Origin of the sequence: Bradyrhizobium diazoefficiens USDA 110 (assembly GCF_000011365.1) — a bacterium.
Taxonomy (GTDB): domain Bacteria; phylum Pseudomonadota; class Alphaproteobacteria; order Rhizobiales; family Xanthobacteraceae; genus Bradyrhizobium; species Bradyrhizobium diazoefficiens.
This window is the reverse complement of record NC_004463.1, coordinates 4,508,152-4,528,246: the sequence shown is the minus strand read 5'-3', so window position 1 is coordinate 4,528,246 and position 20,095 is coordinate 4,508,152. Positions and strand designations below refer to the sequence as shown.

Genomic DNA, 20,095 nt, shown 5'->3' with positions numbered 1-20,095 from the left:
CAAACCCAACACCGGGCCTACGATGTTCTGCACGGCCCAGCTAGTAGCCGGAGCACCCACCCATCGCGCGTTCTTAGCAAAGGGCAATGAGTTGAGTTGCGCGCGCATTTCCGCCTCGCCGCCAAACGGCGCAACAGCGTCCATAATCTTGACGCTCGCCCCACCCTTCCATCTGCCGGCGTCAACCGCACATCCCCCGCATCGATCCGCTTCGCGACGATCTCGTCCGCCAGCGCCCAGAACGCGACGCCGACCGGCTGCTCGCCCTTGTAGAAGATGCGGAACTGCTGAAGCAGGATCGCCGGCACCTCCGCGGCCCCCGAAAAGAAAACTTTCGTGTAGGAATCAACGCTCGACCTATCTTCGATCAATTCGGAAATATACTTATACCCAGCCGGAAAGTTTGTAGTGCCATTGGCCTTAATTTGATTGAGTGTTGCAATCTGTTGGGCCGTGAGATCTAGTTGATTGGTCATAGCCAACTCCAAGCACTTGCAGGCAGAGAAGTTATTTTACATCCCGAGGTTGGGACTTCCACGAATTGTAGAGATCTCGCGCCGTCGTTACGATCTCACGCCAACGCTGCACTTGCTCCTTTGGAAACACGACAGAAAATGCCAAGTCCTCGGAAACGAGATACACTCGCGCGGAACAGGCCAGGAAAACTCTGAAGCGACCAGGACCAACACAGTCCAGCAATAACTGTGGGTCGGCGCCGTCCTTATTCCGGTAACTGATCGAATAATCTGAATTCGCGTCGTCCGCTGGCCAGAACCTGACTAGCCCGAACGCCTCTTCACGAAACGAAAACGGAGAGTTTGGTGGATACCTATTGCGGACCTGATTTTGAAATGCCTGGTCAGGCGAGACGTATCTAGACTCATTTTTTACACTTGGTAACACGTCCCAAACCCTAACAACGAACGCATCCTGTGAGGGCTCCGCTCGTCCAGGCTCTTTTGGCCGGAAACTCGCGTTCGAAATTGGATTGACCTCAAGATAACGTCCATCGGGCATCCAAAATTCGAACCTCAGGCTCCGCACATCGTTGACACGATGTCTCACCTCTGCATGCGGCCATGGTGATAGATATGCCGCAGGCACTTGCAGCATTGTGGAGCGCAGCCTGACAGTAACAGGTTCATCTAACCGGAGTACGCCATCTGTCGTCGTTCGCCGTTGGGAGGGGAGCGTTCGGGGCGACGCGGACGGGCGCTCCGCAATCAGAGGCCGTGTAGTCAGATGGTTGGCCTCGAGAGCGAGCACACTGGCAATTGTGCCCTCGAAGAGAACCAACGAGGCTACAGATAAACTCCAAGACGCGAGAGCACGGCCATAAGGGGTCATAGGAACGAGCCCCGTTAAGCCCGCATCGACTGGAATGCGGAGCTATCCAGCACTGACTTGCCCCCGCATCTCCGCCTCACCCCCAAACGGCGCAACCACATCAATGATCCGCCTGCTCGTCCCACTCTTCCACTCCGCGGGGCTTAACCGCACATCCCCCGCATCGATCCGCTTCGCGACGATCTCATCCGCCAGCGCCCAGAACGCGACGCCGACTGGCTGCTCGCCCTTGTAGAAAATACGGAACTGCTGGAGCAGGATCGCCAGCATCACCAGCCATTCGAGATCGCCGAGCGGGATCGCCTTGTGGCGCGGGCTCTGCGTCATCAGCCAGGTGATTTCGCCGAGCACCTGCGACACGGTCTTGGGCGGCGGGGCCGCTTGCGTGCCGGCAGCGGAGGCGTCCGACTGGTTGGCGGCTTGCGCGCCGTTGGCGTGCGGCCCGCCGGCCGAAGCGCCGCCAAGACCTTTGCTCGCCTGCCCCGCTGCATTCAACGCCGGCTCCTCAACCCGCATCGCGGCTCCGGTTTTCGTCATTCGCTTGCCTCCACGCGCCGGCATCGGCTCCTCCTCCTGTGAGACCAGCCGAATAGTAGAGCGCGCGTCACCTCATGCACAGCACGGCCCGTTCGCAGGAGAGGCGCGCTGATCAGTCCTGTCGTTGTGGGATGTTTATGAGCATCGGCGGTAGAGTTCGCCGCGCTGATGCTCCGATCTATGGATAGTCCGTCATTCCCAACCCTTGCGCGAGAAGCTAATCGGAACAATCTGGAAACATCAAGCAAAAAATTGATGGCGGGCTTGAACGCACGTGGAGCGTGTGGATTTGGTCACGCCGGTGTCATCGACGACGTCGCGGCTTGCCGCATCACGATGCTGCCTGCCACCCGTCATTGCGAGCGCAGCGAAGCAATCCAGAATGCGTCCGCAGAGATAGTCTGGATTGCTTCGTCGCAAGGGCTCCTCGCAATGACGGTGTGGCTGAGAGCCCAGCCCTAAGCCCTCGCGCCGCGCGCGGCAACACCCGAGACCCGTCGGGCAAAACACCCCGTCAATCCCCTCACGCAAAAATATTTCACTTTTCCGAATTTCGGATTTATGGCATACACCCCCTCACCTCGGCCCTGCCAAAGGGGCGTTCGCGACCGTCACGACATGCGGGCCGAGTGGCGGTGGACGCGGCAGCGTCGGCGCGGTCCGTGTGATGACAGGGCGGGCAACCGTGAGCCATCCACGCGACGCGGTACGACACGGCGCAGTTACAGCGGCTTCGTCGGTCGTCTTGGGTGAGCACGCGCCAGCCCCTGACGATCCGGCAAAGCCGTCCGCGGACGGAGAAGTCGTGTGGTCCTGACTCCCGGGGTCTGTGCGTCAAGTCCTGCGGTGATGTGGCGGCCCGACCGGGCGCGCGTATCAGTGATCGGCAGGGCGACGGGGGCAATAGTGCATCGCTCCCCGGGGAGAGCACGAAGGACACCGTTAAAACCATCCGCGCAGGGAAGGCCGGGCGACCGGCATCACCTGTGGTCCAAACCGTGTGCACTTCTATCGCGCACGGACGTGCGGGTGCCGCCGGCGCCCGGCCTTCCCTGCGCCCTTTGGCCTCCATCGGGCGGCGAACGGAAGCAAGGCTCGGGCAAGACCTGCCGCGGGAACGCACAGCCGCGCCTCTTTCCCGGCACGATGCGGACGGGCCCGTGGCCGCACAGAATGTCGCACCGCTTTTCGCCCGCGCACCTAGCTGGTACATTGGCGCCATTGCTTTGGGGAATTTTTATGCGCGCGAGGATTTTCAATCGCGTTGTGGGGCTGGCGGCACTCGCCACAGCGCTGCTCGTCGCCGCGGCAACGCCTGCATCCGCCGATAAGCGCATCGCGCTCGTCGTCGGCAACTCCGCCTACAAGAACATCACGCCGCTCGACAACCCGTCCAAGGACGCCAGCCTGATGGCGGAGACGCTCAGCACGCTCGGCTTCACACTAGTCGGCGGCCGCGCCCAGCTCGATCTCGACAAGGGCGCGATGGACATCGCGGTGCGGAGCTTCGGCCGGCAGGCGCAAGGCGCCGACGTCGCGCTGTTCTACTATGCCGGCCACGGTGTCCAGGTCGCCGGCTCCAACTATCTCGTGCCGGTCGGGGCCAATCCGACGCGCGAGGCCGACGTCGACTTCCAGATGACCGACGTCAATCTCGTGCTGCGCCAGATGCAGGGCTCCGGCACGCGGCTCAACCTCGTCATCCTCGACGCCTGCCGCAACAACCCGTTCGGCTCGCGCGGCTTGCGTTCCTCCGACGGCGGCCTCGCGCAAATGCGCGCACCCGAGGGCACGCTGATCTCCTACGCGACGCAACCCGGCAACGTCGCCCAGGACGGCAGCGACGGCCATAGCCCCTACACCAAGGCGCTGGCTGCGACGATCCGGACCGCAGGTCTCGACGTATTCCAGACCTTCAACCAGGTCGGCCTCGCGGTGAAGCGCGCCACGTCGGGCGCGCAGCAGCCCTGGGTCTCGTCCTCGCCGATCGACGGCACCTTCTATTTCGTGCCGCCGACGCAGACGGCTCCGCCGCAGGTCGCGGCGGTGCAGCCCGATCCGCTGCCGGCGGATCGCCTGCGCGCCGATCCTGACCGCGTCCCCCTACGCGATGCCGCATTGCTCAGCGAACTCAGCGAACGGCTCTACGAGCTCAATTTCGATCCTGACACGCCCGACGGCCTTACTCGCTCCATCACGAAGCTTCAGCAGCGGATATCCATGGCGCCGACCGGAGAGGCGACCGAAGGCCTGCTGCTGCGGATGCGCAAGATGGACGATCTGAAGCCATGGGGCTCGATCGTTTACGGCCCCGACGGCAGCAAATGGGGCATGTCGTGGAACCACGCCTCGCGGCGCGCGGCGGTCGCGGATGCGCGCGGCAACTGCGCCGGCGCCAAATGTCCGATCGAGCTTTCCTTCTATGGCAAGGGCTGCGGCGCCTTCGCGATCTCCGACAAATCCTGGTCGCTGGTCCAGCGCGAGGGCGTCCAGCGCGCCAGGGATGCTGCGCTTGACGAATGCGGCAAGGCTGGCAAGGCTTGCCGCATTATCGGATCCGTCTGCGCCGACGGCTCCGGCCGCTGATACGATTTTCATTTTGGATTATTTGCTCATGCCCAATTCCATCGCCCGCACGTTCGCTCTCGCCTCCCTCCTCGCCCTCGCCTCGTCGTCCGCCTTCGCGCAATCCGGCAGCGCCGGTGGCTCGATCGGCAATGACGAGAAATCGCTGTCCGGCTCGCGCCAGGATCCTTCTTCAGGCCGCTCGGCCGAGCCCGCGCCCTCCGCGCGCCGGAGCAAGCCGGCGGCCGAGGAACGCTCGGCGCCGCGGAGAAGCGGCGGCGGTGGTGGCGGCGGTTTCGACGGCGCCTGGGTCGTCCTCAGCCTCGGCTGCGGCGGTTCGACCTCCGGCGCGGTGGTCGTGAGCTCGGGCCGGGTCATCGGCGAGGGCGTCAGCGGCAGCGTCAGCGCGAGCGGCGCGGTTCATACCTCCGGCGCGGGCAATGGCGTGACCTTCACGGGCGCCGGCCGCCTTTCGGGGCGCAGCGGTTCCGGAACCTTCCGCCGCTCCGACGGCTGCTCGGGAACATGGACCTCGACCAAACAATAATGGTCGAAAATGCCTGATTTCGCGGCGGAACGATCGCCGCGCAGGCCCGATTCAAGCCACATCCTCTCCGGATTTGCGGCTCATTGCCACCCAACTCTTTGAAGAGAAAGGGAAGGTTAAGAGTTGCGTCATGCGTAACCGGGAGACCAGGATGGGCAACCGCACCGCGAAATTCATATCAGCGCTTGTTGGCAGTATCATTGCCGGCGCCCCCCTCGCTGCGGTGTCGCAGAACGCGCCGAGCACATCGAGCACGGCCAATGCGGCCGCCGACTGCCTCACCTCGCCGAAAAGCACCGCGCCGCAGGGACAGCACTGGCACTATCGCCTCGATCGCGCGACCAAGCGGCAGTGCTGGTACCTGCGTGCCGAAGGCGGCAAGGCGACGCAGAGCGCGCAAGCGACGGCCGACACGCCAAACGCAGATTCAGCAGCGCCGCCGTCGGTGCAGAATGCGCGCGCGGAATACATTGCACCGCAGACTGGTGCCGCGCCGAGCTCGCCGAACATGACCGCGCCTGCGCCAACGAGCGCGCCACAGGTCATGCAACAGCCGCCGGGCGCGATCGCCGACAACAACGCGCAGCAGCCCGCCGTCGCCGCGCGCTGGCCCGATACTTCCGCGAGTTCCGCTGCGCCCGCACCCGCAACGCAGCCGGGCGCGACACCGGCAAAGGCCAGCGCCCCGGTGGCGCTCGCCGCGGCCGAAATTCCCGCCGACAAGCCGACCGGCTCGCTCCAGACGCTCCTGCTCGTGATCGGCGGCGCTTTGGCGATCGCCGGCATCCTCGCCAGCGTCATCTACCGCTTCGCCGGTGCGCGCTCCCGCGTCAAGGCGAGCGACCACCGCCGCGTGAATTGGGACGATTGGGAGCCGCAGGACCAGGACGAGAGCCGCGCGCCCTGGCTCAAGGCGATGCCGGCCGTCACGCCGCGCGCGCAGCCGCCGCGCCCGATCGACTTCGATGCCGCACGCCCGCAGGCGGCACAGCTCGCCGCGATCGACCGCGAGATCGATGTGATCGAAGCGCACGAGCCGGCTGGCATCGTCGAAGTCGCGGAATCCGGCGAGCCCGAGATCGCGGTATTCGACAGGGAATTCGAGATCGAGGCCAGTTCACCCCGGTTAGCCGCGGACCGGGCCAACAGCGATGAAAAGCCGGCTGGTCGCGATGAGGATGCGGTCGACGTCGACATCATCACCGCGATGCTGGAACGGCTGGCGCAGGAAGGGCCGCGGCTGAGGCAGCCTGGCCCTGGCTCTAACCCTGCAGCTGGCCTTGCAAACCTCGCACGAAACCAACGAGGCCAATCCGCCGCTCGCGCTTGAGGCGCTCGGCCTTCAGGATCGATTGCACCTCGGCAAAGGCTTCGTCGACGTCGTGGTTGATCACGATGTAGTCGTACTCGGCCCAGTGGCTCATCTCGTGGCTGGCGCGGCTCATGCGCTTGCGGATCACCTCGTCGGAATCCTGCGCGCGCGAATGCAGCCGCTTCTCGAGATCGCCGGCTGACGGCGGCAGGATGAACACGCTGACGACGTCGGCACGCGCCTTCTCGCGCAGCTGCTGCGTGCCCTGCCAGTCGATATCGAACAGCACGTCCTGCCCGGCCGACAGCGCCGCCTCGACCGGCGCGCGCGGCGTGCCGTAGCGGTTGTCGAACACGGTCGCCCATTCCAGCAGCTCGTCGTCCCTCACCATCGCCTCGAAGCGGGGCTTGTCGACGAACAGATAGTCGCGGCCGTCGACCTCGCCGGGCCGCATCGGCCGCGTGGTCGCCGAGACTGACATTCGCAGGCCCGGCATCCGCTCGATCAACAAGCGCGACAGCGTCGTTTTGCCTGCGCCCGACGGCGAGGACAGCACGAACATCAATCCACGCCGCTCGACACCGTCAGTTCCGTGACCGCCCGTCGTCATCGATCACTCCAGATTCTGGACCTGCTCGCGAAATTGCTCGACCACGTTTTTCATGGCGAGCCCCGTATTGGTCAGCTCGATGTCGTTCGACTTCGAGCAGCAGGTATTGACCTCGCGGTGAAACTCCTGCGCCAGGAAGTCGAGCTTGCGCCCGATCGGGCCGCCCTTGCCGATCAGCTCGCGCGCCTGCGCGATATGCGAGGCGATACGGTCGAGCTCCTCGCGGATGTCGGCCCTGGTCGCGATCAGGATCGCCTCCTGCATCAGGCGGTCGGGATCGAAACGGTCGGAGGTGTCGAGCAGCGTTGCGATCTGCTCGGCGAGCCTGGCCTTGATCGCCTCCGGCTTGCGGCCGGGTGCGGCTTCGGCCTTCTTCGCCAGTTGCTCGACCTCGTCCACCCGCTGGGTCAGGATCTGCCCGAGCGAGGTCCCCTCGCGCTTGCGCATCTCGACGAGATCGGCGAGCGCCTTGTCGAAGGCCTCCGCTGCCGCGGCGCGCGCCGCCTTGTCCTCCTCCTCGTCGCCCTCGGGCTCGGCGACCTCGACGACGCCCTTGATGGCGAGCAGGCCGTCGACGCTCGGTGCCACCGCATCGACCTTTCCGGCGATTATCGAGGCGGCCTTCAGGACGGCGTTGAGCACGTCCTCGTTGACACGGACGGAGGCGGCGGCATTGGCGCGCTTGACGTTGAGATTGGCGTAGACGGTGCCGCGCGACAAAAGCTCGCCGGCGCGCTTCTTGGCGTGGGCCTCGAGCTCGTCGAACCCCTGCGGCAGCCGCACCCTGAGGTCAAAGCCCTTGGCGTTGACCGACTTCAATTCCCATTCGAACGTGTACGGCCCGCTAGCGCCGTGGCTTCGGGCAAAGCCGGTCATGGACGACAGCGCCATCAGGTCAAATTCTCCAGAAACACAGGATTCGCGAGGCCATCAAGGCACGCGAATCTTAAGACTATTTTGCCGGAAAGTGGAATCCGCAAAGTCCCGTAGGCAGGTCTGCGCGGGCCTAGCGCTGGATCACCGGCGGCGAGGGTTGCACCGCGCCCTGCCGGGCAGGAGCGGGACCAGCGGGGCGAGGAGCAGCCGGCGGCTTCTTCTGCTGGTTCGGCCGTGCCGGCGTGGTCGCGGTCGGCGTGTCGGCAGCGCCGGGCGCTGCCGCCGCCGGCGGCTGCGCGTCCTCGGCCGGCTCGACCGTGTCGTTCTGGATCTGCTTCTCCATCGCGCGCAGCTTGGCGACGTTTTTCTGGTGCGCGTCGTAGGTCTCGGTGAAGGCATGCCCGCCGGTGCCGTCGGCGACGAAATAGAGGTCGCGGGTGCGGGCCGGGTTGGCGGCGGCTTCGAGCGAGGCGCGGCCGGGATTGGAGATCGGGCCCGGCGGCAGGCCTTCGATCACATAGGTGTTGTAGGGCGAGGGCTGCGTGATCTCGCTGCGCTTGATCGGGCGGCCCAGCGTGCCCTTGCCGCCGACGAGGCCATAGATGATGGTCGGATCGGACTGGAGCTTGATCTTCTGCTTCAGGCGATTGACGAACACGGCAGCGACGCGGCTGCGCTCGTCCGGCTTGCCGGTCTCTTTCTCGACGATCGAGGCCAGCGTCACCAGCTGCTCCGGAGTCTTGACCGGAATGTCCTGGCTGCGACGCTCCCAGATCTCGGTCAGCACGCGCTTGTGCGCCTGCTGCATGCGCTGGATCACCTGCTCGCGCGTGGTGCCGCGCGGGAACTTGTAGGTCTCGGGCAAGAGCGTGCCCTCGCGCGGCAGCTCGCGCACGCTGCCGGTGAAGATATCGTTGTCGGAGAGCCGTGCCACGATCTGCTCGGAGGTCAGGCCTTCCGGAATCGTGACGGCATGCTGCACCACCTTGCCTTCGACGATGGTGGCGATGACGTCGCGCAGGGATGCGTTCTTCTGGAACGAATACTCGCCGGGCTTGAGGTCCGAGCTCGCCTTCAGCGCGGCTACGCTTGCGATGAACACCCACGGGTTGACGTCGGTCACGCCTTCCCGGTTCAGCGTCTCGGCGATGTCGCGCTTGCCGGCGCGCTGCGGGATGTTGACGATCTTGTCTTCCTTGAGCGGACCCGGCGCTTCGAGCACCTGCCGGCCGTAGTAATAGACGGCGCCCGCCCCGATCATGGAGATCAAGAGCAGCGTGATGATGGCGTTGCCGACGATCACGAAGGGATTGCGCGCGCGGTCCGATCGCTTCGGCGGCGGCGGGACCTGCTCGGGCTCGAGCGCTGCCCGCGGACTCCGGGGCGAAATGGGCGGCCTTTCACTCATCGAAGCAACCTGAATCCTGCCGGTTCAATCGCGGCCTGACAACCGTTTGCCCTGCCAAATGCACGCGCCCACTACCATGACTATCGCCGAATACGGCAAAACGGTGGATTCGTTTCAAACGCAAACTAATTGGCCAAACGGCGGACGATCACCGACGCATTGGTACCGCCAAAACCGAAAGAATTCGACAACGCGACGTTGACCTCTCGCTTCTTCGCCGTGTGCGGCACGAGATCGATCGTAGTTTCGACCGACGGATTGTCGAGGTTGATAGTCGGCGGCACGACATTATCGCGAATCGCGAGAATGGCGAAGATCGCCTCGATCGCACCGGCCGCGCCGAGCAGATGGCCGGTCGACGATTTGGTCGAGGACATCGCGACCTTGGAGGCGGCATTGCCGAGCAGACGCTCGACCGCGCCGAGCTCGATCTCGTCACCGAGCGGCGTCGAGGTGCCGTGCGCGTTGATGTAGTCGAGATCGGACGCCGTGAGGCCGGCGCGCTTGAGCGCGGCCTGCATGCTGCGGAAGCCGCCATCGCCGTCGGGCGACGGCGACGTGATGTGATAGGCGTCGCCCGACAGACCATAGCCGATCACCTCGGCATAGATCTTGGCGCCGCGTCGCCTCGCGTGCTCGAGTTCTTCCAGAACGAGGACGCCGGCGCCCTCGCCCATCACGAAGCCGTCGCGATCCTTGTCGTAGGGACGTGAGGCCTTCTCGGGTGTGTCGTTGAAACCGGTCGAGAGCGCGCGCGCGGCGTTGAAGCCGGCAATGCCGATGCGGCTGATCGGCGACTCAGCGCCGCCGGCGACCATCACGTCGGCATCGCCCAGCGCGATCAGGCGGGCGGCATCGCCGACCGCATGCGCGCCGGTCGAGCAGGCCGTGACCACCGAATGGTTCGGCCCCTTCAGCCCGTGCGCGATCGAGACGTAGCCGGAGGCGAGATTGATCAGGCGGCCCGGAATGAAGAACGGCGACACCCGGCGCGGTCCGCGCTCCTTCAGCAGGATGGCGGTTTCCGCGATGCCGTTAAGGCCGCCGATGCCGGACCCGATCATGGTGCCGGTCGCACACTTGTCCTCTTCGGTTTCGGGATGCCAGTTGGCATCGTCGAGCGCCTGGCCGGCTGCGGCCATGCCGAAGATGATGAAGTCGTCGACCTTGCGCTGGTCCTTCGGCTCCATCCACTTGTCGGGATTGAAGGTGTCGTTCGACCCGTCGCCGCGCACCACCGTGCAGGCGATCTTGGTCTGAAGATCGGAGACATCGAAGCTCTCGATCCTGCGCGCACCGCTTTCGCCGTTGAGGATGCGTTTCCAGGTCGGCTCGACGCCACAGCCGAGTGGCGAGACCATGCCGAGACCCGTGACGACAACCCGCCTCATATCCGCAAACTCCGCATCGAAAGATTCACGGCCAATAACAAGAAACCGGCTGACCGCTGCGAAGCGGCCCGTCCGGTTTCAATGTTGTCCCCGCGAAAATTGAAGAGCCTTAGCTCTTCGCGTTCTTCTCGAGAAACTTCGTGGCGTCGCCGACGGTGAGAATCGTCTCCGCGGCGTCGTCCGGAATCTCGCAACCGAATTCTTCTTCGAACGCCATCACCAGCTCGACGGTGTCCAGACTGTCGGCGCCGAGGTCGTCGATGAAGCTCGCAGCGTCGACAACCTTCTCGGGTTCAACACCAAGGTGTTCGACCACGATCTTCTTAACCCGCTCGCCAATGTCACTCATTGCATAACCTCGTGTTGTTCCCTGTAGACCCGACCCCCCGGGACGATACGAGCCGTCGTGGTCGTTGACTGCCTTCGCTTACGAACTTTGATTTGGCCCCATCCTAACCGATGCAGGGCCCGGCGAACGACGGCCAAGGCTCCGCATCGCCAATATACAGGGTTTCAAAAACCTGCAATGGCGTTCTTTGCCCATCCGTTGAAGGTCCGGTTACCATACTTCAACTGCCTTGACTACAAGCCTCATTTCGCATCGGAAACGGCCGTTTGCCGCATCCCGCACCGCCATGTGGGCGGCACGGAACGAGGACTTCAGATCATGGCCATGCCGCCGTTGACATGGATGGTTTGCCCGGTGACGTAGGCCGCTTCGTTTGAACTCAGGTAGACGGCGGCCGCCGCGATGTCCTCGGGCGTCCCCAGCCGGGCGGCCGGAACCTTGGTCAGAATCGTCTCGCGCTGCTTGTCATTGAGCGCGTCCGTCATCGGCGTCTTGATGAAGCCGGGCGCGATGCAGTTGGCGGTGACGCCGCGCTTGGCGTATTCGGCACCCAGCGTCTTGATCATGCCGATCAAGCCTGCCTTCGACGCCGTGTAGTTGCCCTGCCCGGGATTGCCGGTGACGCCGACCACCGAGGTGATGGCGATGATGCGGCCGAAGCGCTTGCGCATCATCAATTTGGTGGCGGCGCGCGCCAGGCGGAAGGTCGAGGTCAAATTGACGTTGATGACCTCGTCCCAGTCCTCGTCGCGGAGCTGGACGAAGAGATTGTCGCGCGTGATGCCGGCATTGGCGACGAGGATGTCGACCTGGCCCATCGCGGCTTCCGCCGCAGGCACCAGCGCCTCGACCTCGTCGGCCTTGGAGAGATTGCAGGGCAGCACGAAGGTGCGCTCGCCGAGCTTGCCGGCAAGCTCATCCAGCACTTCCTTCCGCGTTCCTGATATCGCGACCGTGGCGCCCTGCGCGTGCAGCGCCTGCGCGATTGCGCCGCCGATACCGCCGGTCGCGCCGGTGACGAGCGCCTTTTTGCCAGTCAGATCGAACATGGATAACTCCTTCAAAGCACGATCCGGAAACGTGCGCAGCGGTTTTCCGGCAAGATCGTGCGCAAACTAAAGAACCAAAGCGCGATGACGATTCATCGCGCTTCAGGCCTGCTTCGCAGCGGCCAGCGCATCCTTGGCGGCCGCTATGTCGTTCGGTCCGCCCACCGCGACACCGACGGCGCCGTCGGCGATACGCTTGACGAGACCCGTCAGCACCTTGCCGGCACCGATCTCGAAGAAACGGGTAACGCCCTGCCCGGCCATATAGGCAACCGACTCGCGCCAGCGCACCGTTCCGGTGACTTGCTCGACCAGACGGCGGCGGATCTCGTCGGGATCGGTGATGGCGGTTGCCAGCACGTTCGACACCAGCGGAGCTGCCGGAGCCTTGATCGTGACCTTGGCCAGCGCCTCCGCCATCGCGTCGGCAGCCGGCTGCATCAGCTTGCAATGGAACGGTGCGGACACCGGCAGCAGCATCGCGCGCTTGGCGCCCTTGGTCTTGGCGATCTCGACGGCGCGATCGACCGCTGCCTTGTCGCCGGAGACGACCACCTGCCCGCCGCCATTGTCGTTGGCGGCCTGGCAGACCTGCCCCTGAGCCGCCTCATTGGCGACCTCCATGGCGGCCTCGTAATCGAGGCCCAGCAGAGCGGCCATCGCACCGGCGCCGACCGGCACGGCTTTTTGCATTGCGAGACCGCGGGTGCGAAGCAGCCGCGCGGTATCGGAAACCGTCAGGCTGCCGGCCGCGGCCAGCCCCGAATATTCACCAAGCGAGTGGCCGGCGACAAAGGCCGCGTCCCGCCCCACGGAAAAACCGGCTTCAGCCTCAAGCACCCGCAGGGTCGCAACAGAAACGGCCATCAGCGCCGGCTGGGCGTTTTCGGTGAGCTGGAGGGTTTCGGCCGGGCCATCCCAGATGGTGGCCGTCAGCTTCTCCCCAAGCGCTGCATCGACCTCGTCGAACACGGCGCGCGCCACCGGGAAGGCGTCGGCCAACGCCTTGCCCATGCCAACCGCCTGGGACCCCTGCCCCGGAAATGTGAATGCTGCCGTCATCGGCGCTCCCTGCTTGTCGAGCACGATCCCTGCGAGAACCGGCAGCCGAATACGCGCGGCCTTGGGCCATGGTTCCGGATCGTGCCTCAAAGGGGGCCGTAGACACCGTCCGGGCCTGCAATGTCAAGCCAAGATGGGAACGTCGACCGGCATTCAACTGGGGATGCGCCCCTTAAAAACCACCCGCCTTCTGATCCGCGCCGACCTCGGCGCCAGCCCGCGCGCGGCGCGCGCTGCTGACCAATTGCCCCGGCCGGTCGTCGCGGTTCGGCTTGGCGGTGGCGAGCCGCAGCACGGCGCCGTAGTTCGGCTGCACTTCCATGCGGCCGGCATGACGACTCTCGCTCAGCAGGCGATGGACCTTGGGCAGATTGTAGCAGGGCACGTAGAACAAGAGATGATGCTCGAGGTGATAGTTCACGTAATACGGCGCGATGAACAGGCGCTCGAGAAAATTGGCATGCGTGGTGCGGGTGTTGCGCAGGGGATCGCTGCTGTCGGGGACGACGGCATGCTCGGCGATGTTGCGGATGCGGGTGATGACCATCATCCAGGTGAGCAGCGGCACCAGCCATAGCAGCGGGTAAGCCCACCACACACCGGCCGCCGCAAGCCCTGCAAACAGGATGGCGTTGAAAACGCATTGCGGGCCAAGCTTCTCCCAGAAATGCGCCGCGCGCTGCCGCCACGGCCAGTCCTGCGGGCCGAGTGCGTTGAGCAGCTGCGCCTTGCGCTGCTGGTAGCCGGTCTGCCCGGTGATGTCGCGAATGAACTTGCGGCGATAGCTCAGCTGCGTGATCGGAAATGGCGCCGACAGCACGAGATCGGGATCGTCCTCCTGCTGGGTGCGCGCGTGGTGCTGCAAGTGATAGCGGCGATAGGCGCGCGTCTCGGCAAAAACGGGATAGGCGCAGAACCACTGGCTCAGCGTCAAATTGGTGTTCTCATCGGCGGAGAGACAACCATGCGCGCCGTCGTGCATAAGGATCGACAGGCCCAGTTGGCGCGAGCCGATGACGGCGACAGCGAAAATGTACGTCAGCGGATTGGGCCACCATGCGACGAGGGCGATGGCACCGGCAATCAGCGCCCAGGCATGCGCGATCAGTGCGACACCCTTCCACGTTACGCGCTGGCGCACGTCGACGAGCTGATCCTCGGTCAGGAAATCGCGGGCACGCATGCGAAGTGCGGTCATGGCCTAGCTCTCCTCATCCGAAGTGGTCGATGCGTCGCGGTCGTCGACGAGGCGCAGGCGCGCGGCGTCGCCGGCAGATTTCGCCTGCTCGCCCAGCACGCGCAGCATCTCGGCGCAGAGCTCATCCGGCGAGCGCCCCATGGCATAGCCTTCGAGGATGACGCCGATGGCGACGGCCCAGAACCGCCGCGAGCTCTCGTCGGGCGCGCGCAGGGAACGCCAGCCGTGGCGCTCGACCTGGCTCGCATAGGCGCGTGCGCCCTCGGCGTGCAGACGCTCGATGGTGCGCTCGACCAGCGGCGCGAGATCCGGGCGACGCCGCGTCAACGTCAACGCCTCGGCGAAGAAGGCGACCGAATCGCTCGCCGTCACCGTCTCGGCCAGCGCGTGGGTGTAGTCCCGCGGCGTGCGCGCCTTCAGCGCAGCCTGCTCGGTCGCGCGGGCGACGTACAGGAGCTCGCGGCAGGCGCATTCGACGAACAGCGCCTCCTTGGTGCGGAAATAGTAGGTGATCTGGCTCGGAAATGCGTCCGCGGCGGCCGCGATGTCGGTGATCGAGGCGCCCGACAATCCCCGCTCCCGGAACAGCGGGCTGGCCGCATCCAGCAGCAACGAGCGCATTTTGCGACCGGCCGAGCGTGTGGCGCGCGCCGCATGCTTGGGGTCGCCGGCGGCCGGCTCGGATGGGGCGCGGGCAGATTTGTCTGCCATGGGATCCTCCCGTTGATTTATTTGTATGCTATACAAACAAATAAATCAAGCCGAAGGGCCCCCAGCCCGGGCGCCAGAGGCGAAACCTGGCCCTCCAAACTTGCAAAGCCGGCCAAAATCCGTATAAGGCGCGCATCCGCAGACCCCGGCCGGGAGCTGAACGGACGGTCTCAACAAATCATTCGTGATTTTGGTGTGGCAGGGCCAGTCGGCCCGTCGTCCCGTGTTTCCGCCTTCTGAGCTTAATCCCAGAGTCCTTTCCGAAGGCCTCTTAAGGGCTTGACGCCGGGCGATGCGCCAACATGAGGAAAGGACTTCCATGGCTCTCTATGAGCATGTTTTTCTCGCGCGCCAAGACGCGAGCCCGCAGCAGGTCGAAGAGCTGACTGCGCAGATGACCGGTATCGTCGAGGGTCTCGGCGGCAAGGTCACCAAGACCGAGAACTGGGGCGTTCGCTCCCTCACCTACCGCATGAACAAGAACCGCAAGGCGCACTTCGTGCTGCTCAACATCGACGCGCCGTCCGCGGCGATCGCCGAGATCGAGCGCCAGGAGCGCATCAGCGAAGACGTGATCCGCTATCTCAGCGTCCGCGTCGAGGAGCTCGAGGAAGGCCCGTCCGCGATGATGCGCAAGGCTGATCGCGATCGCGAACGTGACGATCGTGGCGGCGGCTTCCGCGGCGAGCGTGAAGGCGGCTTCCGTGGCGACCGCGAGGGTGGTTTCCGTGGCGGCGATCGTGACGGTGGTGGCTTCCGCGGTGATCGCGGCCCGCGCCGTCCGCGCGAAGAAGCTGAAACCGCGACGGATGGGGAGTAAGATCAATGGCTGAAGCTGGTGCACGCCGTCCGTTTTTCCGTCGTCGCAAGAGCTGCCCGTTCACGGGCGCCAATGCTCCGAAGATCGACTACAAGGACTCCAAGCTGCTGATGCGTTACGTCTCCGAGCGCGGCAAGATCGTGCCGAGCCGCATCACCGCGGTGTCCGCGAAGAAGCAACGTGAGCTCGCCCGCGCCATCAAGCGCGCGCGCTTCCTGGGCCTGCTGCCCTACGTCATTCGCTAAGACGAATTCGGCCGGCGGCGACATCGCCGCCGGCCGCACTCTCGAAGTTTCATAAGGCTTCCGGGTCGTCCGGTCGCCGATGGTTGGGGCGAGATGCCTCTAACCGCTCGGAAGGAGCGGGACAGCTGATGATGGCCTTTGGACTGATAGCCCTGATCGCCGGCGCTGCGTCGGCCCTGATGTTCGCCTCGATCGTTTCGGGCGCGCTGATCTCGCTCGTCCTGTTCTATCTCGCACCACTGCCGCTGATGGTCGCCGCGATCGGCTGGGGACCGCTTTGCGCGAGCCTTGGCGGCATCGCCGCTGCGATCGGCCTCGGCGCCCTGTTCGGCCTACCCTACTGCATCGCTTTCGCCGTCACCGTCGCGCTGCCGGCCTGGTGGCTCGGCCATCTCGTCCTGCTCAGCCGGCAGGTTGGACCTGTCACGCCGGACGCCGCGACCGAGCCGGCGGCAGGGCCTGAGCTCGAGTGGTACCCGGTCGGCCGTATCCTGCTGTGGATCGCCGGCTTCGCCGCGCTGACCACGATCGCCGCCCTGCTCACGCTCGGCACCGACGCCGACACCATCATCGGCACGCTGCGGCGCGGCCTGATGCGCATCCTCCGCGCCACCGATCCGCAAGCTTCCGGCGAAGCCGACCAGTTCGTCGACGCACTGGTGCGCATCGCGCCGGCCGCCGCCACCATCGTCGCCATGATGACGCTGACCCTCAACCTCTGGCTCAGCGCCAGGGTGACGGCGACGTCGGGCCGGCTGCGCCGCCCCTGGCCGGATCTGATGACGGCCGAGCTGCCGCCGATGACGCTCGTGGCGCTCTGCATCGCGCTCGCCTTCTGCTTCACCGGCGGGCTGCTGGCGATCGTCGCGCAAATCACCACGGCGGCGCTGATGATGGGCTATGCGCTGACCGGCTTTGCCGTGCTGCATACGCTGACGCTCGCGCTGAAGAGCCGCACGTTCTGGCTCGGCTCGACCTACGCCGTCGTCGTCGTGTTCGGATGGCCTGTCATCGCGATGGTGATCCTGGGCCTTGCGGACGCCGTGTTCGGCTTCCGCGAGCGCTTCCTGCGCAGCCGCCAGCCGCCGCCGCTCCCGACCCCTTAAGTCCACCCCTGAAACCCAGAACTCACAGAGCACTTCAAAGGAGAACGAATATGGAAGTCATTTTGCTGGAACGCGTGAACAAGCTCGGCCAGATGGGCGAAGTCGTGAAGGTTCGCGACGGCTACGCCCGTAATTTCCTGCTCAAGCGCGGCAAGGCGCTGCGCGCCACCGCCGACAACCGCGCCAAGTACGACGGCATGAAGGCCGACCTCGAGGCCCGCAACCTCGCGTCCAAGGCCGAGGCGTCCAAGGTCGCCGAGAAGATCCAGGGCAAGAACATCATCGTGATCCGCCAGGCCTCGGAAGCCGGCCAGCTGTTCGGCTCGGTCAACGTGCGTGACATCGTCGTCGCGTTCGAAGCCGACGGCATCTCGCTCGCTCGCCCGCAGATCCAGCTCGACGCACCGATCAAGACCATCGGCAAGCACACCATCACCGTCGCCGTTCACCCCGAGGTCGAGGTCGAGATCACCGTCACGGTTGCGCGCAGCCAGGACGAGGCCGAGCGCATCAACCGCGGCGAGGACATCTCGACCCGCAACGAGGACCGCGATGCGGCCGCCGAGGCGATCGCCGCCGCCGGCGAGTTCTTCGATCCGGAAGCCCAGCACGACGACGTCGAGCCGGCCCCGGCTGCGGAAGAGACCGAGAAGTAACTCCAACGTCGTCATTCCTGGATGGTCCGAAGGACCAGACCCGGAATCTCGAGATTCCGGGTCCAGCGCCGATGTGCTGTCCCGGAATGACGAAGACAAATCAAAAGCCCGGTCGCTTCAAGCGGCCGGGCTTTTCGTTTTGGCGGCGACGTCCTCGCTCAGCATCGCGATCGAAGCGAGCGCCGTTGCCGTGTGCTTCTCGACTCCGTCGCTGACACAGAACACGTCGGCCGCCACCACCGAGACCTGACGTCCCGGCTTGATCACCCTTGCCCGGCAGATCAGCTTCTCGCCGACAGCGGGCGACAACAAATTGAGCTTGTATTCCGCCGTCAGCGCCGGCTGGCCGCGCGAAGTGGCGGCCGCGATCGTCGTGGCGTTGTCGACCAAAAAGGCGGTGACGCCGCCGTGGAAAAAGCCGTGCTGCTGGAGCAGCTCCGGCCGGCGCTCCACCGCGATCGTGCAGGTGCCGCGCGACAATTCCGAGAGCTCGGCACCGACGAGGTTCATAAAGCCTTGGCGGCCGACATTGGCGTGGATGCGCTCGGCTACGGCCGCAAATTCCGGATCTGCTTCGGCTCGCATGACATCTCTCCCTATTGCTTGTTGATGCGATCGGGCGGCCGCAGCGCGCGGATGGCGCAGGCGACCAGCGTGTCGGCTTCGCTCCGCGGATCGGCACGATCGCGACCCGACAGGAAGGCGCGGCAGAAGATCTGCGCCGGGCCGATGAGCTGGCTGATGAACGTCACCGGCGTCATCGGCAGGAGCTCGCCGCCGGCAACCAGAGGCGCGCGCCAGCGTTCGATGCCTTCGGCAAGGCGCGCATTCTGTGCGCGCTGGGCGTCGCGGACGTCCTCGCCCCATTCGCTGCGCGAGATCTCGAAGAGATAGCGGGCCTCGCGCCGGCTCGAGACGACCCAGTCGAGATGCGCCCGGATCAGGCGATCGATGCCCTGTTCGGCATCAGGCACGGGATCGAGCGCGGCCAGCACCGCGGCGTGATAATGCCGCAGCACCTCCAGGAACAGCGCGCCGGCCAGCTCCTTCTTCGACCCGAAGGCATGAAAGAAGCTGCCGTTGGAGGCGCGCGCCTTGGCGCGGATCGCAGCCACCGTCGCAGCTTCGAAGCCGACGCGGTCGAACACGAACAGCCCCGCCGCCAACAGGTCGTCACGCACGCTCGTCGTCATCGCGCCTCCTAGAGTACCACTCTAGAGTACTGCTCCAATCGCGGTCAAGACGATGCGAAGGCCGCGGCGAGCGCGACCTTCGCAACTTGATCTGAGAATGCGGGTTGGCTTAGCGCGAAATCGGCGGTGCTGGCGGTCCCGATGACTCCGTCGGCGGCGGGGCCGCAGCGGTCGTGGGCGGCGCCGGCTCCTGCGGCTTGACCGCCGGCTCGGAGCTTGCGGCAGGCGCGGGAGCCGCCTCTTCCGCCGCCTTGGGCGCGGCCGGCTCGGCGGGCTTCGTGGCGGCCGCCGGCGGGGCCGGCGTCACCTGCGGCACCGGATCGGGCCGCAGCGCCGGAGCTTCGCTGCCGCGCGGCTCGACCCTGGCGCTCTCCGGCTTCGGCTCGGCGGGTTTCTCCGAGGCCTTGGCGCTGTCGGGCTTGGCTTCGTCGCGACCGGGCTCGACCTTGGCGGTGTCGGGCTTGGGCTCGCTCTTCCTGTCGTCAGCGGCCGGCGCGGCGGCATCGACCTTCGGCGCCTCTTCGGTTTCGGGCTTGCCGCGCTTGCTGAGACGCTTGGCCTTGCGGCCCTCCGGCGTGGCTTGCCCCTCGGGCTTCGCGCCTTCCTTTACCCCCTCCTCGCTCGGCCGCGCCGCGCGCTTCTGGCGCGCGCCCTCGGCGGCTGGAGCGGCGGTTTCGCCTTCCGGCTTGGCGGCCTCCTGGGAGCGCTGGCGACGGCCCTGATGCTCGGGCGACTGCGCAGGATTGGTGCTCGCTTCCTTGTCCTTGGCGCCGTCCTTCTTGTCCTTGCCGTCTTTGGCCTGGTAGCGGGTGTCGGTGGCGCCGTTCGAAACGAGGTAGGAGGCCAGCACGCCGGCCATGTCGGAGCTGGTCGTGTAGTGCTGACGCAGGAAACCCGGGAGCGAGCCCGGCGCGACAGTCTTCAGCAGCCCCCTCGGGCTCTTGTGGCAGGCACTGCAGGTCTGCGCGAAGAGCTGGGATGGGGCCTTGCCGGCCTCGAGGTTCGTCGCCTGTGCCAGAACGGCATCGGCCGCACCGAAGCCGATCAGAAGCACTACCGTCGCGAGGCTGAGCGCTCGGCTCGACATTCCCATCATCTCCGTTGAATTTCCGC

General features: G+C 65.5%; 21 protein-coding genes. 7 read left to right on the top strand and 14 right to left on the bottom strand.

Translation table 11 applies throughout. From position 1 onward, the window contains the following. Positions 1–17: 17 nt before the first annotated feature. Positions 18–476, bottom strand: coding sequence for a toxin-activating lysine-acyltransferase (locus tag BJA_RS20315; protein ID WP_063921450.1), 459 nt, complete (start codon positions 474–476; stop codon positions 18–20). A 913-nt stretch (positions 477–1,389) separates the two neighbouring features. Next, the gene (locus BJA_RS20310) at positions 1,390–1,908 is read right to left on the bottom strand and encodes a toxin-activating lysine-acyltransferase (protein ID WP_011086867.1); all 519 of its coding nucleotides are present in this window, start codon (positions 1,906–1,908) and stop codon (positions 1,390–1,392) included. A 1,215-nt stretch (positions 1,909–3,123) separates the two neighbouring features. Between BJA_RS20310 and BJA_RS20305 the strand changes: the two genes are divergently transcribed. From BJA_RS20305 to BJA_RS20295, 3 genes are all read left to right on the top strand, one after another. Beyond that, positions 3,124–4,470, top strand: coding sequence for a caspase family protein (locus BJA_RS20305; RefSeq protein WP_038967535.1), 1,347 nt, complete (start codon positions 3,124–3,126; stop codon positions 4,468–4,470). A gap of 28 nt (positions 4,471–4,498) precedes the next feature. Then, positions 4,499–4,996, top strand: a complete 498-nt coding sequence (locus tag BJA_RS20300; RefSeq protein WP_038967539.1) for a hypothetical protein — start codon at positions 4,499–4,501, stop codon at positions 4,994–4,996. A gap of 151 nt (positions 4,997–5,147) precedes the next feature. Further along, positions 5,148–6,326, top strand: coding sequence for a hypothetical protein (locus BJA_RS20295; RefSeq protein ID WP_063921448.1), 1,179 nt, complete (start codon positions 5,148–5,150; stop codon positions 6,324–6,326). Here BJA_RS20295 and gmk read toward each other — a convergent pair. The 9 genes from gmk to BJA_RS20250 form a co-directional block, all read right to left on the bottom strand. Continuing rightward, complete coding sequence (gene gmk, locus BJA_RS20290) at positions 6,259–6,918, bottom strand: guanylate kinase (RefSeq protein ID WP_011086862.1); 660 nt, start codon at positions 6,916–6,918, stop codon at positions 6,259–6,261. The genes BJA_RS20295 and gmk overlap by 68 nt on opposite strands. A 3-nt stretch (positions 6,919–6,921) precedes the next feature. Next, complete coding sequence (locus BJA_RS20285; RefSeq protein WP_011086861.1) at positions 6,922–7,809, bottom strand: YicC/YloC family endoribonuclease; 888 nt, start codon at positions 7,807–7,809, stop codon at positions 6,922–6,924. A 115-nt stretch (positions 7,810–7,924) separates the two neighbouring features. Beyond that, positions 7,925–9,202 carry an endolytic transglycosylase MltG gene (gene mltG / locus BJA_RS20280; protein ID WP_011086860.1) on the bottom strand — a complete coding sequence of 426 codons (1,278 nt, stop codon included), beginning with the start codon at positions 9,200–9,202 and terminating at the stop codon, positions 7,925–7,927. A gap of 125 nt (positions 9,203–9,327) precedes the next feature. Then, positions 9,328–10,593, bottom strand: a complete 1,266-nt coding sequence (fabF, locus tag BJA_RS20275) for a beta-ketoacyl-ACP synthase II (RefSeq protein ID WP_011086859.1) — start codon at positions 10,591–10,593, stop codon at positions 9,328–9,330. Positions 10,594–10,702: 109 nt separating this feature from the next. Beyond that, the gene (locus BJA_RS20270; protein ID WP_008130699.1) at positions 10,703–10,942 is read right to left on the bottom strand and encodes an acyl carrier protein; all 240 of its coding nucleotides are present in this window, start codon (positions 10,940–10,942) and stop codon (positions 10,703–10,705) included. A gap of 311 nt (positions 10,943–11,253) precedes the next feature. Then, positions 11,254–11,991 (bottom strand): 3-oxoacyl-[acyl-carrier-protein] reductase, encoded by a 738-nt coding sequence (gene fabG / locus BJA_RS20265; protein WP_011086858.1) that lies wholly within the window; start codon positions 11,989–11,991, stop codon positions 11,254–11,256. Positions 11,992–12,093: 102 nt separating this feature from the next. After that, complete coding sequence (gene fabD / locus BJA_RS20260; RefSeq protein WP_011086857.1) at positions 12,094–13,053, bottom strand: ACP S-malonyltransferase; 960 nt, start codon at positions 13,051–13,053, stop codon at positions 12,094–12,096. A 172-nt stretch (positions 13,054–13,225) separates the two neighbouring features. Continuing rightward, positions 13,226–14,251, bottom strand: coding sequence for a fatty acid desaturase family protein (locus BJA_RS20255; protein ID WP_011086856.1), 1,026 nt, complete (start codon positions 14,249–14,251; stop codon positions 13,226–13,228). 3 nt (positions 14,252–14,254) lie between these two features. Continuing rightward, positions 14,255–14,962 (bottom strand): TetR/AcrR family transcriptional regulator C-terminal domain-containing protein, encoded by a 708-nt coding sequence (locus BJA_RS20250; RefSeq protein WP_011086855.1) that lies wholly within the window; start codon positions 14,960–14,962, stop codon positions 14,255–14,257. Positions 14,963–15,281: 319 nt separating this feature from the next. Between BJA_RS20250 and rpsF the strand changes: the two genes are divergently transcribed. The 4 genes from rpsF to rplI all read left to right on the top strand — a co-directional run bounded on the left by rpsF (position 15,282) and on the right by rplI (position 17,789). Next, on the top strand, positions 15,282–15,782 hold the full coding sequence (gene rpsF / locus BJA_RS20245; protein WP_011086854.1) for a 30S ribosomal protein S6: 501 nt from the start codon (positions 15,282–15,284) through the stop codon (positions 15,780–15,782). A gap of 5 nt (positions 15,783–15,787) precedes the next feature. Continuing rightward, entirely contained in the window at positions 15,788–16,027 is a 240-nt protein-coding gene (gene rpsR, locus BJA_RS20240; protein ID WP_007592020.1) for a 30S ribosomal protein S18, read from the top strand. Positions 16,028–16,155: 128 nt separating this feature from the next. Continuing rightward, on the top strand, positions 16,156–17,133 hold the full coding sequence (locus tag BJA_RS20235; protein WP_011086853.1) for a DUF2232 domain-containing protein: 978 nt from the start codon (positions 16,156–16,158) through the stop codon (positions 17,131–17,133). A 50-nt stretch (positions 17,134–17,183) separates the two neighbouring features. Continuing rightward, on the top strand, positions 17,184–17,789 hold the full coding sequence (rplI, locus tag BJA_RS20230) for a 50S ribosomal protein L9 (protein ID WP_011086852.1): 606 nt from the start codon (positions 17,184–17,186) through the stop codon (positions 17,787–17,789). 117 nt (positions 17,790–17,906) lie between these two features. Here the strand turns inward: rplI and BJA_RS20225 are convergent, their stop codons facing one another. From BJA_RS20225 to BJA_RS20215, 3 genes are all read right to left on the bottom strand, one after another. Beyond that, positions 17,907–18,374, bottom strand: coding sequence for a PaaI family thioesterase (locus BJA_RS20225; protein ID WP_011086851.1), 468 nt, complete (start codon positions 18,372–18,374; stop codon positions 17,907–17,909). An 11-nt stretch (positions 18,375–18,385) separates the two neighbouring features. Then, entirely contained in the window at positions 18,386–18,982 is a 597-nt protein-coding gene (locus BJA_RS20220) for a TetR/AcrR family transcriptional regulator (protein WP_011086850.1), read from the bottom strand. Between the two features lie 109 nt (positions 18,983–19,091). Next, a complete protein-coding gene (locus BJA_RS20215; protein WP_063921447.1) occupies positions 19,092–20,069 on the bottom strand; it encodes a c-type cytochrome in 978 nt (325 codons plus the stop codon). Between the last annotated feature and the right edge of the window lie 26 nt (positions 20,070–20,095).